This window comes from Shewanella oncorhynchi (genome assembly GCF_012584455.1).
Taxonomy (GTDB): Bacteria; Pseudomonadota; Gammaproteobacteria; order Enterobacterales; family Shewanellaceae; genus Shewanella; species Shewanella oncorhynchi.
On record NZ_JABAEB010000015.1, the window covers coordinates 1 to 12,172 of the forward strand.

The 12,172-nt window shown below is 46.2% G+C and carries 11 protein-coding genes and 2 pseudogenes; 4 read left to right on the forward strand and 9 right to left on the reverse strand.

Annotated elements, in window-relative coordinates:
* Positions 1–71 precede the first annotated feature (71 nt).
* Both HGO26_RS19325 and fre (HGO26_RS19330) read right to left on the reverse strand, forming a co-directional pair.
* Positions 72–1,670, reverse strand: coding sequence for a KAP family P-loop NTPase fold protein (locus tag HGO26_RS19325; RefSeq protein ID WP_247651594.1), 1,599 nt, complete (start codon positions 1,668–1,670; stop codon positions 72–74).
* Between the two features lie 727 nt (positions 1,671–2,397).
* A pseudogene (gene fre, locus HGO26_RS19330) lies at positions 2,398–2,574 on the reverse strand (NAD(P)H-flavin reductase); the annotation flags it as partial.
* Positions 2,575–2,615: 41 nt separating this feature from the next.
* Between fre (HGO26_RS19330) and HGO26_RS19335 the strand changes: the two are divergent.
* A pseudogene (locus HGO26_RS19335) lies at positions 2,616–2,741 on the forward strand (flavin reductase family protein); the annotation flags it as partial.
* Positions 2,742–2,821: 80 nt separating this feature from the next.
* Here the strand turns inward: HGO26_RS19335 and HGO26_RS19340 are convergent.
* Together HGO26_RS19340 and HGO26_RS19345 are read right to left on the reverse strand one after the other, a co-directional pair.
* Positions 2,822–3,451 (reverse strand): Vat family streptogramin A O-acetyltransferase, encoded by a 630-nt coding sequence (locus HGO26_RS19340; protein WP_168827289.1) that lies wholly within the window; start codon positions 3,449–3,451, stop codon positions 2,822–2,824.
* 181 nt (positions 3,452–3,632) lie between these two features.
* The gene (locus tag HGO26_RS19345; protein ID WP_211085970.1) at positions 3,633–4,334 is read right to left on the reverse strand and encodes a pentapeptide repeat-containing protein; all 702 of its coding nucleotides are present in this window, start codon (positions 4,332–4,334) and stop codon (positions 3,633–3,635) included.
* Positions 4,335–4,508: 174 nt separating this feature from the next.
* Here HGO26_RS19345 and HGO26_RS19350 point away from each other — a divergent pair, with 174 nt between their 5' ends.
* Positions 4,509–5,228 (forward strand): CerR family C-terminal domain-containing protein, encoded by a 720-nt coding sequence (locus HGO26_RS19350; RefSeq protein ID WP_211085971.1) that lies wholly within the window; start codon positions 4,509–4,511, stop codon positions 5,226–5,228.
* A 377-nt stretch (positions 5,229–5,605) separates the two neighbouring features.
* On the opposite strand, the gene fre (HGO26_RS19355) is transcribed toward HGO26_RS19350, so the two are convergent.
* Both fre (HGO26_RS19355) and ubiD read right to left on the reverse strand, forming a co-directional pair.
* Complete coding sequence (gene fre, locus HGO26_RS19355) at positions 5,606–6,316, reverse strand: NAD(P)H-flavin reductase (RefSeq protein ID WP_168827291.1); 711 nt, start codon at positions 6,314–6,316, stop codon at positions 5,606–5,608.
* Between the two features lie 114 nt (positions 6,317–6,430).
* Positions 6,431–7,912, reverse strand: coding sequence for a 4-hydroxy-3-polyprenylbenzoate decarboxylase (ubiD, locus tag HGO26_RS19360; RefSeq protein ID WP_168827292.1), 1,482 nt, complete (start codon positions 7,910–7,912; stop codon positions 6,431–6,433).
* A 159-nt stretch (positions 7,913–8,071) separates the two neighbouring features.
* On the opposite strand from ubiD, the gene HGO26_RS19365 reads away from it, so the two are divergent.
* Both HGO26_RS19365 and HGO26_RS19370 read left to right on the forward strand, forming a co-directional pair.
* Positions 8,072–8,881: a hypothetical protein gene (locus tag HGO26_RS19365; protein ID WP_168827294.1), complete on the forward strand. Its 810-nt coding sequence runs from the start codon at positions 8,072–8,074 to the stop codon at positions 8,879–8,881.
* A 130-nt stretch (positions 8,882–9,011) separates the two neighbouring features.
* On the forward strand, positions 9,012–10,235 hold the full coding sequence (locus HGO26_RS19370) for an MFS transporter (protein WP_168827296.1): 1,224 nt from the start codon (positions 9,012–9,014) through the stop codon (positions 10,233–10,235).
* A gap of 54 nt (positions 10,236–10,289) precedes the next feature.
* Here HGO26_RS19370 and HGO26_RS19375 read toward each other — a convergent pair whose 3' ends face one another.
* From HGO26_RS19375 to aroQ, 3 genes are all read right to left on the reverse strand, one after another.
* Entirely contained in the window at positions 10,290–10,967 is a 678-nt protein-coding gene (locus HGO26_RS19375; protein ID WP_168827298.1) for an SDR family NAD(P)-dependent oxidoreductase, read from the reverse strand.
* Between the two features lie 81 nt (positions 10,968–11,048).
* The gene (gene accB, locus HGO26_RS19380) at positions 11,049–11,498 is read right to left on the reverse strand and encodes an acetyl-CoA carboxylase biotin carboxyl carrier protein (RefSeq protein WP_168827373.1); all 450 of its coding nucleotides are present in this window, start codon (positions 11,496–11,498) and stop codon (positions 11,049–11,051) included.
* A gap of 36 nt (positions 11,499–11,534) precedes the next feature.
* Entirely contained in the window at positions 11,535–11,975 is a 441-nt protein-coding gene (gene aroQ / locus HGO26_RS19385) for a type II 3-dehydroquinate dehydratase (RefSeq protein WP_168827300.1), read from the reverse strand.
* Between the last annotated feature and the right edge of the window lie 197 nt (positions 11,976–12,172).

Consider the following 12,172-nt stretch of genomic DNA (forward strand, 5'->3'; position numbering starts at 1 on the left):
GGTTAACGCCAAATGAGTCAGAACGTTTATATTGGAATGACTCTAAAACCGTGGCCAATTTTACTTGACCACTACAGGAATAGGTTTTCACCGTGGTTAGAATTACGCTGTTTCTCGATAAGAGCCTTGCAAGTTTCCTGTAAAGGAGTGTCTTCTCTTTCCGAATGTCGGGACATGCCATATATAAAATAAACTGAAGAATGACCAAAGTGAGAAGAGAAAATCTCTTTCAGATATTCAAGTAAGTTAAAACTATATGAGCCTGAGTGATAAGGCATTTTAATCTGATGATATTGACCATATGTAAACTGATTATCCGCATATTGTTGTGGGTCGAGTTTCATTTCAATAAGGCGGTTATGGTAATTTGTTGGTATGTAGCTTTCTATCCACTCCGCTAAATAGATAGTTTTAGTACTATCACCTTTCTGGATAACTCGTTCAAACTTACCATTTACTATTTCTTCAAAAAGATGATTATCCTTTTCTTTAATACAAAGCAAAGCCGTCAACATCAATATATCGAGCTTGGAACCTCTGGGCATGTTTGAAATGGTCGCCACGATTCTATCGGCTATTTGAATTGCGGTGCGCGGAGAGGCATTAAAGGCCTCAAGAACAATTGATATATTTTTAAGTGTTATTTTAGCATCACTATTCGGAGGGAATACTTCAATGTTGACTCTCTTTAAATAATCCTCTGAAAGCTTGCTGGCATCGCTGTGTACGTCTAAAAAGTTTTCTAAATTAGGTGACTTGAGGCTATAACGACTATTGAAAAAGCGGCCGAGGTAAATTTTGGCGTCAAATCCCTCGCCATATACCGCTTTAACGGCATGCTGCAGCTGCTCTGTGTCTGTTGCAACCACAAATACAACCCCATCAATATCAAAAATATGTTTAATGGTTTCTAGCATTTCAACAGCATAGCTAGGCCTGCAACGGTCTAGTTCATCAATAAAAATGAAAGCGGGATAGCTATTTTGTTTATGACCAACAACAGCTCCAACCCATTCAGACACACTTTTTTTTAGGCTATCAATCGCTTTGGATTTTGCATCATGTTCATCAATAAGATACTTAACCGCTTCTGAAGCGGCAAAGCTCATATCAATTGGCTTTCCATCTGTATCTAGTAGATCTTGGCCATCTTCCCCCTTGATGTGACCGATATTTTCATTGTCGTCATCTGCATTCATAATTTCGACAGGATCTATGCCGACATATCGCTTAAATAATCCTCGACCAATACCTGGGGCCGCTGCCTTTAATAGGCCGATCAGTGTACGAGGAGCTTTGAATACTGGAGAATCTTTATCTTTTCCTGCTTGCTTTCTTAATTGGTCAATGATGGATGAAATGACAGTCATCAAAGGGTCATCTGAGTAGTCCTTTTTCCATGCATCTACATATACGACAGGGTAATGCTCTTTTAGGTCTTCGGACCAGCGCTTAAGAAAGTAGGTTTTGCCTGCTCCCCACTCAGCATTGAGATTAAGCACATAATTCCGTTTTTTGTCACCATCAGTTCTCTGGTCATCATAACCTTGAGAGGCTAGAAGTTTAGTTAGAAAAGTAGCGTACTTTTCTCTTCCTAGCTTATCTTCTGGAAAAAATTCATCATTAATATTTTTTCCTTGAGACCAATTCAAGACAACTTGCTTAACCATTTAATTATCCGAGCGTTATTATTTAATAATTTCAGAGTGTACGACTATTTATAACAGGCTGCAAAAGATGTTATTGGCAGCAGTTTGATACTCATTGCTGTTAAATCTCCCGCATATATTAAAACGGTTTCGTTCATGTGAATCTAAGAGAAAGCTAAATTACTAAAAAGGAGGTTATCTAGGAACAGAAATATTTTACTACTAGTAACTGCGTTGCTATCGTCATTTTTTCCAGTTTATTCGATAGCATTTATTGATACATCCATTGCTAACTTTTGCAATGCTGATGGCTATTGGTATTAACAGCTAAAGCCGAAGTGACAGAATACACCTCCCCTCGGAGTTGCCGCTGGGCGAGTAGGCAAATTGCATGAGTTCAGTCATGGATAATTTAACGAGCCATCCATTGTTAAATTTGCAGAGTGTGTGCTTGTAAAAAGGCATACAGATTACTGGATAGTTGGTTGGATTAAGCATTGGCATGTAAGTGACCGTTGGCGGCATGGATGCCGCCGTCGAGCCTATAGGGATATATTTACGGCGAGTCACTGGAATGACAGTGCTTAATAACTACATTATTCGCTGACTTGAAAATTTCTAGATCTTTAGAACACACCAATAAGTGAAATACGGCGTAATGTAAAAACAAAACCCCAGTAAAAACTGGGGTTTATTATTTAAGCCTATGCTGGCAAAGATTAGCCAGCCAAGCTAACCAATTATCGCGTTATTTGATAAACGCGAACGCATCACCGTAGAGATGCGTTTCCTCTACACCAATCTCGCGGAAGATTTCCCGTGCTGCACCCACCATGTCGAAACGGCCGGCGATATAGATGTCGTAGCCATTTAAGCTGACAAAATCTTGCTTGATTTGCGCTAACAGATTGGCGATTTTACCTTGCACATAAAAATGTGGCTTTCCCCGCTTTTTCCCGCTTTTGTTTACTCAATGACGAGGGGATTTATCAAACCGCACTCGCCGAACCCGTATTACGTGCCGGCGGCCCATCGGCCTATTATGGGATCTCCGAAGATCTGCGTTTTGATCTACATAGACCACAAGTGTAGAAAGCTTAGACGCCAACAAGACAAGACTAACTCTGTAGGTTCTTGTTTCACAATGGGCCTGATTTATTTCAGCCAAGAGATTAAAGATCGGCACACGCTTTCAGAGCATCAATGTCTGCATTCACTATGATGCCCAAGTGCTGAAAGATTTTTTCAATTGGCCAGTCCCACCAAGCGATTGACTCAAGTGCGGATACAATTTGCGGGGAAAAACGTTCTCTGATTAATCTTGCGGGATTTCCTCCAACGATAGTGTAAGCGGGAACATCACTGACAACCACAGAGCGGGAGGCAATAATCGCCCCATTGCCAATTTTGACACCTGGCTTGATGAGCGAGTCATAGCCAATCCAGACGTCATTACCAATAATTGTGTCTCCCTTGTATGGAATATCTTTTATGGTTTTGCCCCAAGCTTCACCAAATATCTGAAACGGATAAGTGGAAAACCCCGACATCTTGTGGTTTGCACCATTCATAATGAATTTCACTCCACAAGCTAGGGCACAAAATTTTCCAATGATGAGTTTGTCCTTGCTAAACGAGTAGTGATACAGAACATTTCGTTCAAAATTTTCTGAATCTTCAGGATCATCGTAGTAGGTATAGTCTCCGATGATGATATTTGGATTGGATACACAATTTTTAATGAAACACACCTGAGGAATATCTACCATCGGATGTTTGCACAACGGATCTGGGCTGCTCATATACACTCCATTTATAAATGTTGACCAACCGTAACGCCAGTCATTTGATCATGTTTTAGCTCACAATTTTTACTAATGAGATACTTCATGTTCGCCTCTGAATTTACGAAGAGAGGGACCATGTGGGTACTTGATTACATTGATTATTAAAAATATAGATTTGAATGGATCACAGCATGAATTATGCAATGCACAATCCGAGCTCTCCTAGGAGTACGGCGGCCTGCTTATGTGAAATGGTAGCTCCCCGAAATAGTGTCGTATCCAGAAGCTTCAGCCCACCCACATCCACCTCTCGCAGATCTGCACCGCCAAAACGGGCTAACTTAGTATGAGCATTGCGCAGGCTTCCACCCATAAAGATCGCATCACGGAAATCACATCCCGACAGGTCCGCATCAGAGAAGTCGATTTGTTGAAGCAGCATCTTGCGAAATGACATCCTGCGAAGGTCAGCAGCTACAAGCAATGTTTCTTCAAATGAAAGTCCTAGATGTTCCACTTCTTCAAAGGAGGCTCCGGTTAGCTTACAACCCTTATACAATGCAGATGACAGCTGCGTTCGACGCCAAGTTGTATTGCTGAAATCGCAGTTTTGAAATTGCGCATCGACCAAATCTGCGGCTTCGAAGTTAGCATAGCTCCCTCGACATCTAAGCCAAATTGTCTGTGACATACTAGCGGCGTACAGAGAAGTTCCCATGAAAGTACAAGATTTGAACTCGAAACCATCCATGTTTAGTCGAGACAAATCAATTCCTTCAAAATTACAGAGTTCAAAGACGAGTGGTTTTGTTGAATTTTTGATCAAAACTTCCATTTGAGATCTCGAAACCGTTTTGCCGACAATGTCAGCAGAATCTGGCATAGATGTATTTATCATGTGATCGCCCCTATTGAATATGGGTATTGGTGGCACAGTAGCTTTAATTTATCAGACTGACCGTAGTCATTGATAAGATAGTATTGAATTGAATTTATTCCAACTGGAACAATTATTCCACGTGGACAAATTTGGTGTCAACAGTTATATTTATAATTTTACGGTGAGGATCAAATGAGTTCGATCATGCGCAATTCGAAGCTTAGGTACGTAGCAGGCGCGGGATATGCTCGTGGTGAAGATACGCGTGCCCGTATCATTAATGCGGCGTTAAAAATCTTTGGCGAATTAGGTTTTGATGGAGCTTCGACACGCGGTATCGCTGCAGCGGCTGGGGTCAACGCTCCTGCGTTGCAGTACTACTTTAACAATAAGGAAGGGGTGTATCTTGCATGCGCAGAGTATATAGCTTCACGCGTGTGGGAGCATATGGCTCCAGTGGTTGACTACGGTGAACGTATGCTCACTGAAAACGCAGGTGATGATGAGTTGATTGATGCTTTTTGTGCCATACAGGTGCGGACAGCAGAGTTTATGTTCGAGTCTCGCGAGTCTCCAGAATGGCGATTGTTTATTGCACGGGAGCAGGGAGGGCTGGAACCCGCTGCTGGTTTTCAGATCATGTATCAGATTGTTAATAAACCAATTTCGAACTTAACTGTCGAAATTGTCGGTCGTCTGCTTGGGCGGCCAGCGGATGATGAAGAGACTCGAATCCGCTCGATCGTGCTAAATGGCCAACTTGCTTTGTTTCAGATGATGCGCCGTACTGCAATGGCCTCATTGGACTGGGAAGACATTGATGCGAAGCGGCTTGATTTGATCAAACGAGTTATCACTGAGCACAGCCGAATTTTGCTTCGTTCAATGGTCGCAGAGCGAACATCAGCTTGAACTACGCTCGTTACGTAACAATTCAATTTAATGACCCGCCCATAGTTAAACTTTTAGGAAGCATGGCAGTAAAAAGAAGACTTTCAGGTTTCTGAGGAGGTTAGGGAGATTAAGCACTGGCATGTAAGTGACCGTTGACGGCATGGATGCCGTCGTAGAGCCCTCATGGACCACTCTTTTTAAATCAAAGTCGGCGTGTCACAGGAATGACAGTGCTTAATGGCTTAATTTGATGCTAAATCAGTTGGTCAAATTAATCAGCTATTTGGTTAAATGATTAAGCAACAGCCAGTTAGTTCAAAGCTGGATTCCCGCTTAACAGCATTGCGGGAATGACGCTGATGAGTGGCTGGCTTTGGAGACTACAAATCCATGCGTTATTTGATAAACGCGAACGCATCACCGTAGAGATGTGCTTCTTCTACACCAATCTCGCGGAAGATTTCCCGTGCAGCACCCACCATGTCGAAACGGCCGGCGATGTAGATGTCGTAGCCATTTAAGCTGACAAAATCTTGTTTGATTTGTGCTAACAGATTGGCGGTTTTGCCTTGCCAATTAGCGGGCGCTTCTTCGATGACTGGGACGAAGTGTAACCAAGGGTGAGCGTCGTGCCACTCGCGGGCGATGGCTTCAAAATACATGGCATCTTGGGTGCGACAACCCCAATACAAAGTGGTTTCAACTTGTTGGCCGAGGGCGATTTGGTGCTCGACGATACTCTTAATGTAAGAGAAACCAGTGCCGCCGGCGATTAACAGGCGAGGGCGTTGGCTTTCGTGACGCAGGTGGGCTTCGCCGCCTGGGGCTTCGATATCGATAGTGCTGCCATCAATGGCGCAGGCTTTCAGGCGCTCGACCACTTGCATTGGGTAGCTTTCACTCACAGCGGCGCCAATGTGTAATTCGATCAGCTCGGCGTTTGGCGCTGATGCGATAGAGAAGGGGCGTTTATCTTTTTCACCCATGACAACACATAAGTATTGCCCCGCTTGGAAATCGAAGGCGGTTTCAGGCCTTAACAATACTTGATATACGGCATCGTTAAATGGGTTAACTTTCTCTATCTTACAACGTATGGTTTTCATCAAACTTCCTTTGCACCTTTCTTCAACAGTATGTGTCTAGGTGTCGCTTTAGAGGCCTGTTATTGGCCTATTCTCTTGGCTTAAGCCGATACTTGAGTAATAGCTTAAGCTGAATTATAGGGTTGGGCTGTCGTCTATGCCTAACTCATCCCAGATTGAGTCGATCTTTTGTTTTACTTTTGGGTCCATCACGATTGGCGTGCCCCATTCGCGGTTGGTTTCTCCTTCCCACTTATTGGTGGCATCGAGTCCCATTTTTGAGCCTAAGCCCGCAACGGGTGAAGCAAAATCGAGGTAGTCGATCGGGGTGTTTTCGATCATCACAGTATCGCGTTTAGGGTCCATGCGGGTGGTGATCGCCCAGATCACATCCTGCCAGTCACGGCAGTTCACATCTTCATCCACTATGACAATAAACTTAGTGTACATAAATTGGCGCAGGAAAGACCACGCGCCCATCATCACTCGTTTGGCATGTCCCGGATATTGTTTGCGAATGGAGATCACTGCCATGCGGTACGAACAGCCCTCAGGTGGCAGATAAAAATCAACGATCTCAGGATATTGCTTACGCAAAATCGGCACAAACACTTCGTTTAATGCGACCCCCAGCATGGCGGGCTCATCCGGTGGACGGCCAGTGTAAGTGCTGTGGTAGATGGCATCTTTACGCTGAGTGATGTGAGTAACGGTAAATACTGGAAACTTATCGGTTTCGTTGTAGTAACCCGTGTGATCGCCGTAGGGGCCTTCTTCCGCCAGTTCCTCAGGATCGATATAGCCTTCGAGGATGATTTCACTGGTGGCGGGCACTTCTAAGTCACAGCTTAATGCCTTACAGACTTCGGTACGTTCACCGCGCAGTAAACCGGCAAAAGCGTATTCGCTCATGGAATCGGGGACTGGGGTGACGGCACCTAGAATGGTCACAGGATCGGCGCCGAGTGCGACCACAACAGGATAACGCTCACCGGGGAATTGTTGTTTAAAATCAGCAAAATCTAACGCGCCGCCACGGTGGGACAACCAGCGCATGATCAGCTTGTTTTTACCCAGTAATTGTTGGCGATAAATGCCTAAATTCTGACGACTCTTGCGCGGGCCTTTGGTGATGGTTAAGCCCCAGGTCACCAGTGGCGCGACATCGCCAGGCCAGCAATGCTGAATAGGCAATTTAGTTAAATCGACCTCATCGCCGGTTTTGATGATTTGTTGGCAAGGCGGATTACGCACTGTTTTTGGCGGCATATTCAAGGCTTGCTTGAACATAGGGATCTTAGCGATCGCGTCTTTAAAATCCCTAGGTGGTTCGGGTTCTTTTAAAAAGGCTAACAGTTCACCCACTTCGCGCAGGGCTAATGGGTCGTCTTTGCCGAGTGCCATGGCCACACGTTTTGGCGTACCGAACAGGTTTACCAACACGGGCATGTGATGATTTTTGGGATTTTCAAATAATAGCGCAGGGCCTTGAGCGCGTAATACGCGATCGGCGATCTCTGTCATTTCTAAATGAGGATCAACTGGGTAGCTAATGCGTTTGAGTTCGCCATTGGCTTCTAAGTGATCAATAAAGCTGCGTAAATCCTTAAAACTCATGTGGAAATAGCCTCTGCAGTGAAAATCCATGTGGCGCGCACTATAGCATTTTTCTGTTTTAGGGTTAACCAATTCAGTGATCTTCAAGCTTAGGAAGCGTAAAATGGTTACCAGTAAGTCGCGATAGATCTCGCTTACGCCCTTTATTTCGAGGTTTATATGAATATTCCTGTATGGTTTGCTCAAGAAAAGTGTGTTCAAACTCAATCACATGGCGCGCATAAGCGGTCGCTAAAGTGCTTGGTTTTATCGCTTGCCGTGGGGATCTCACTTTTGGGGGCGCTCAGTGTGCCGACTGTGGCGGTGGCCGGAAATAGAGGCTATTCGGATCAAGACGAACGTCACGGTCATCGTGATAGCCACAGTCGTGGCGATAGTCATTACAACAATCGTCATGACAATTATTACGACAACCGCCATGTGCGTAAAGATAATCGCCATTATCGTCCCTATTATCGACCTTATTACCCTTGGGGTTTAGGACTGGGTTTAGGGCTCGCTACGGGGTGGGGATCGGGTTGGAATGTCGGTTATGGTGTGAACACCCATTGGAACAATGATTGGGGTTGGAATACATCGCGTGACGCCTACGCTCGAAATTACTGGAACTCGCCCTATTCGGGCATAGGTTTGTCGATTCCTATGGCCTACGACGATGAACCTGTGGCCATTTCTGCACCTGTACGGGTAACAACCAGTATGCAGTATTCTGCGAGTGAAGGCCGTATGGTGTCGAGTATGCCTGTAAATATGGCCGGACAATCGACTGGGCAACTGGTGTCGCAAACTAGTAACGGCACAGGCAAAACAGTTGCGACTCCGCGCCCACGCGCACCGCACAGTGTGTCTAGCTTGCCGAGCAATGCTAGGGTTGTGCTGCAGGATGGTCGTACACTTTACGAGTGGCAAGGCACGCTTTACGCCTACGACTGGAACAGTCAAACCTATCAAGAACAGTTAGTCAGATAGATTTACATTACGTAAATGACTGAGAAATTGGAGCCCCTTAGTGGGCTCCAATTTATTTATCATCTTTTATTATCTTTTTATTAGTTATTTATTAGCTAGTTGTCGTTTTATAGCATAACGGAGAAGAGGTTTGGATACTGTTAGAAATCAGGCTGCCCAAAACCAGCATAAGGGCGCCAGTACATTATGGGTGTTACTTGCCTTAGCACTCGGAACATTCGCTTTAGGCACCACAGAATTTGCTTCCATGACCTTAGTGCCTTATATCGCGAGCGATTTAGGGGTAGAGGTTGCCCATGTGAGTTATGCCATTAGTGCGTATGCGCTGGGGGTTGTGGTCGGTTCGCCGATTATCATGGTGCTAGCCGTTAGGGTCAGACGGCGAACACTCTTGATTGCTTTAGCCGGGTTAATGGCGGTGGCCAATGGCTTAAGTGCGTTAGCGCCATCATTGAATTGGTTAATCTTTTTTCGTTTTCTCAGCGGCTTGCCCCACGGCGCTTATTTCGGCGTGGCTATGTTGCTCGCCGCCTCTTTAGTGCCGCCAGAAATGAAGGCCCGCGCCGTATCGCGGGTGATTATTGGCCTTACGCTGGCGACGATTATCGGTGTGCCGTTTGCGACTTGGATGGGGCAAACTGTGGGCTGGCGCTCGGGCATTGGCATAGTGGCGATTCTGGCGACCATTACCGCGATAATGGTGTATTTTTTAGCACCTAATCAAGCCGTGCCCGCTGATGCGAGTCCCAAAAAAGAGCTACAAACCCTGAAGAATCGTGAAGTCTGGTTGACGCTTGGCATCGCGGCCATTGGCTTTGGCGGTATCTTCTGTGTGTATACCTATCTGGCTGAAACCTTAATCCAAGTGACGCAAGTCGAGCCGTTTAAGATCCCGATCATGATGGCGGTATTTGGTATTGGCGCAACATTGGGCACCTTAGTTTGCGGCTGGGCGGCGGATAAGTCGGCCTTAGCGGCGGCGTTTTGGTCGTTAGTGTTAAGCACTGTGGTGTTGGCTATTTACCCGAGTTTGACCGGACATTACTGGGCGCTGATGCCCGTGGTATTTTTTGTTGGTTGTGGGTTAGGGCTTGCCACTATTGTGCAAGCCAGATTGATGGATGTGGCGCCCGATGGTCAAGCCATGACAGGCGCTTTAGTGCAATGCGCCTTTAATCTTGCCAATGCAATTGGCCCTTGGGTGGGCAGTTTAGTGATACTGTCAGGACAAGGCATTGCCGCGACAGGTTATGCGGCGTCTTTGTTGTCATTAGGGGGACTGCTGATGTGGTGGCTGACCCACAGAGAAAGCCGTCGCGTCGTTACCCTAAACACAGCAAACTGCGCCGACTAGCGAGTGCTAAGGAAGAGACGCAGTGGTCATATTCTGCGTCTCGAATCCGCACATTTAGCCCCTTTGTATGGTGATATCGGCGATATAACCATGCTCCGTGGCAACTAAGGCTTGTTTGAGCATGCCAGCCGCTTCATCGGCGGACATAAAGCTTGAGGTATCTAAAGCCTTACCGCTACTGGGCCAAAAGCCTGTGTCCATGCCGCCGGGATACACGGCAATCAACTTCATTGGGCTTTGTTTAAGCTCTAATCGCACCGACTCGATAAATCCCCGCACCGCCCATTTTGCCGCGCAGTAAGTGGATTCGCCCGCCTTGGCGGCCAGTGCTGCGGTGGACATGACCACAACCACAGTTACTGCTTGATCTTTATAGCGTTTCACTAATTCCCGCACTAACAAAATCGTCGAGGTGACATTGTTATTGAGCAGGCTTTGGATATAGTTCACCCCTTGGGTTTCAATCGCACCAAAGTAGCCGCTGCCCGCACAGTGGATCACGGTTTTAGGGGCTTGCGTTAGGCCATCGAACAGGGCTTCGAGACTCGATTCACTGGCGAGATCGGCGGTGATCGCGGCGATCGTTTTGTTGGAGAAGGGCGTTAATGCATTGGCGACGGTTTGCAGACGTTCGGCATGGCGACCTGTGAGTGTCAGTGCTTCATTCTCTTTGGCGTAGAGCGATGCGAGTGCCGCACCTAAACCACTGCTGGCGCCGGTAATTAATATCATAGTGACCTCGGTTAATGCTGTCTTGGTTTGAAAACCGCATCTTAAATCTAAGTGCGCTTCAATTCATGGGAAGGCGAGCGGTTAGATTAAGGTAAATAGTGGCTGATCGAATGCCACTTCATCGCCGTCTTTGGCCCAAATAGCGCTGACCACGCCATCGCGCTCGGCTTGGATGGGATTCATCATTCTCATCGCTTCGATAATGCAGATCACTTCACCTTGGCTCACACGTTGACCGACTTTAACCAGCGGCACATCATCGAGTTCTGCCGCCGCGTAAAAAGTGCCGACCATAGGTGAGACTTGTACAAAACCTTCTGTACTTGGCAAAATGCCTGTTTGCTTTGCCTGTTCACTCAAAGGCGTGACGCGTGCTCTGGGTAGCGTTTGCTGTGATTGCACATTGGCTGGCATAGGGCTGTAACGGGTGATGCGAATTGATTCTTCACCTTCAGTGATCGCCAGTTCTGCTATGTCAGATTCTTGTACTAACTCAATGAGTTTTTTAATTTTACGAAGATCCATTGCTATTTATCTGCCCTTGCAAAGCACGCTATTGAATAGAATTTACTGTGGCTGGTTGAGCCGCTTAATGGCCGCCGCCAGTGCAAACTCATAACCCTGTGAACCAAAACCGCAAATCACACCTATCGCCTTATCGGAAAAATAGGAATGGTGGCGAAAGGCTTCACGGGCGTGCACATTGGATAAATGCACTTCAAAGAACGGAATCGCGACGCCAAGCAGGGCATCACGCAGGGCGACGCTAGTATGGGTAAAGGCGGCGGGATTGATAATAATCATCTGGGCATCGGTTGCATGAATCGCATTGATTAGCTCAAATTCGGCGTTGGACTGAATATGATCGAGCTCAACTCCCGCCAACTTTGCCTGCTGGTTTAACTCCGCCACTATGTCGGCTAAGGTTTGATGACCGTAAACGCTGGGCTCGCGGCGGCCTAAGAGGTTGAGATTGGGGCCATTGACGAGCAAAATTTTGTGACTCATTGCGCTTTCCTTTACGGCATGCCTTGGGATTTATGCTGGGATTAAAGTTGGAATAAATTTATTTCAGTTTTCTACATAGGCCATTAACTTAACCTGTTCAAATCGATTTTGCATTATCCGTTAGTCAATTGTGTGCGAGCTGATCATGTGCGAGCCGATTATGCCTTTGAAATCCTGTGCCATTGTTGGCTGGGTTC

What these genes read in the sequence shown, in the direction of transcription:
- aroQ (WP_168827300.1), bottom strand. Translation starts at nt 11,975, where the DNA reads ATGAGTCACAAAATTTTGCTCGTCAATGGCCCCAATCTCAACCTCTTA.
- fre (WP_168827291.1), bottom strand. Translation starts at nt 6,316, where the DNA reads ATGAAAACCATACGTTGTAAGATAGAGAAAGTTAACCCATTTAACGAT.
- HGO26_RS19365 (WP_168827294.1), top strand. Translation starts at nt 8,072, where the DNA reads ATGAATATTCCTGTATGGTTTGCTCAAGAAAAGTGTGTTCAAACTCAA.
- HGO26_RS19350 (WP_211085971.1), top strand. Translation starts at nt 4,509, where the DNA reads ATGAGTTCGATCATGCGCAATTCGAAGCTTAGGTACGTAGCAGGCGCG.
- HGO26_RS19375 (WP_168827298.1), bottom strand. Translation starts at nt 10,967, where the DNA reads ATGATATTAATTACCGGCGCCAGCAGTGGTTTAGGTGCGGCACTCGCA.
- HGO26_RS19325 (WP_247651594.1), bottom strand. Translation starts at nt 1,670, where the DNA reads ATGGTTAAGCAAGTTGTCTTGAATTGGTCTCAAGGAAAAAATATTAAT.
- HGO26_RS19340 (WP_168827289.1), bottom strand. Translation starts at nt 3,451, where the DNA reads ATGAGCAGCCCAGATCCGTTGTGCAAACATCCGATGGTAGATATTCCT.
- HGO26_RS19345 (WP_211085970.1), bottom strand. Translation starts at nt 4,334, where the DNA reads ATGATAAATACATCTATGCCAGATTCTGCTGACATTGTCGGCAAAACG.
- ubiD (WP_168827292.1), bottom strand. Translation starts at nt 7,912, where the DNA reads ATGAGTTTTAAGGATTTACGCAGCTTTATTGATCACTTAGAAGCCAAT.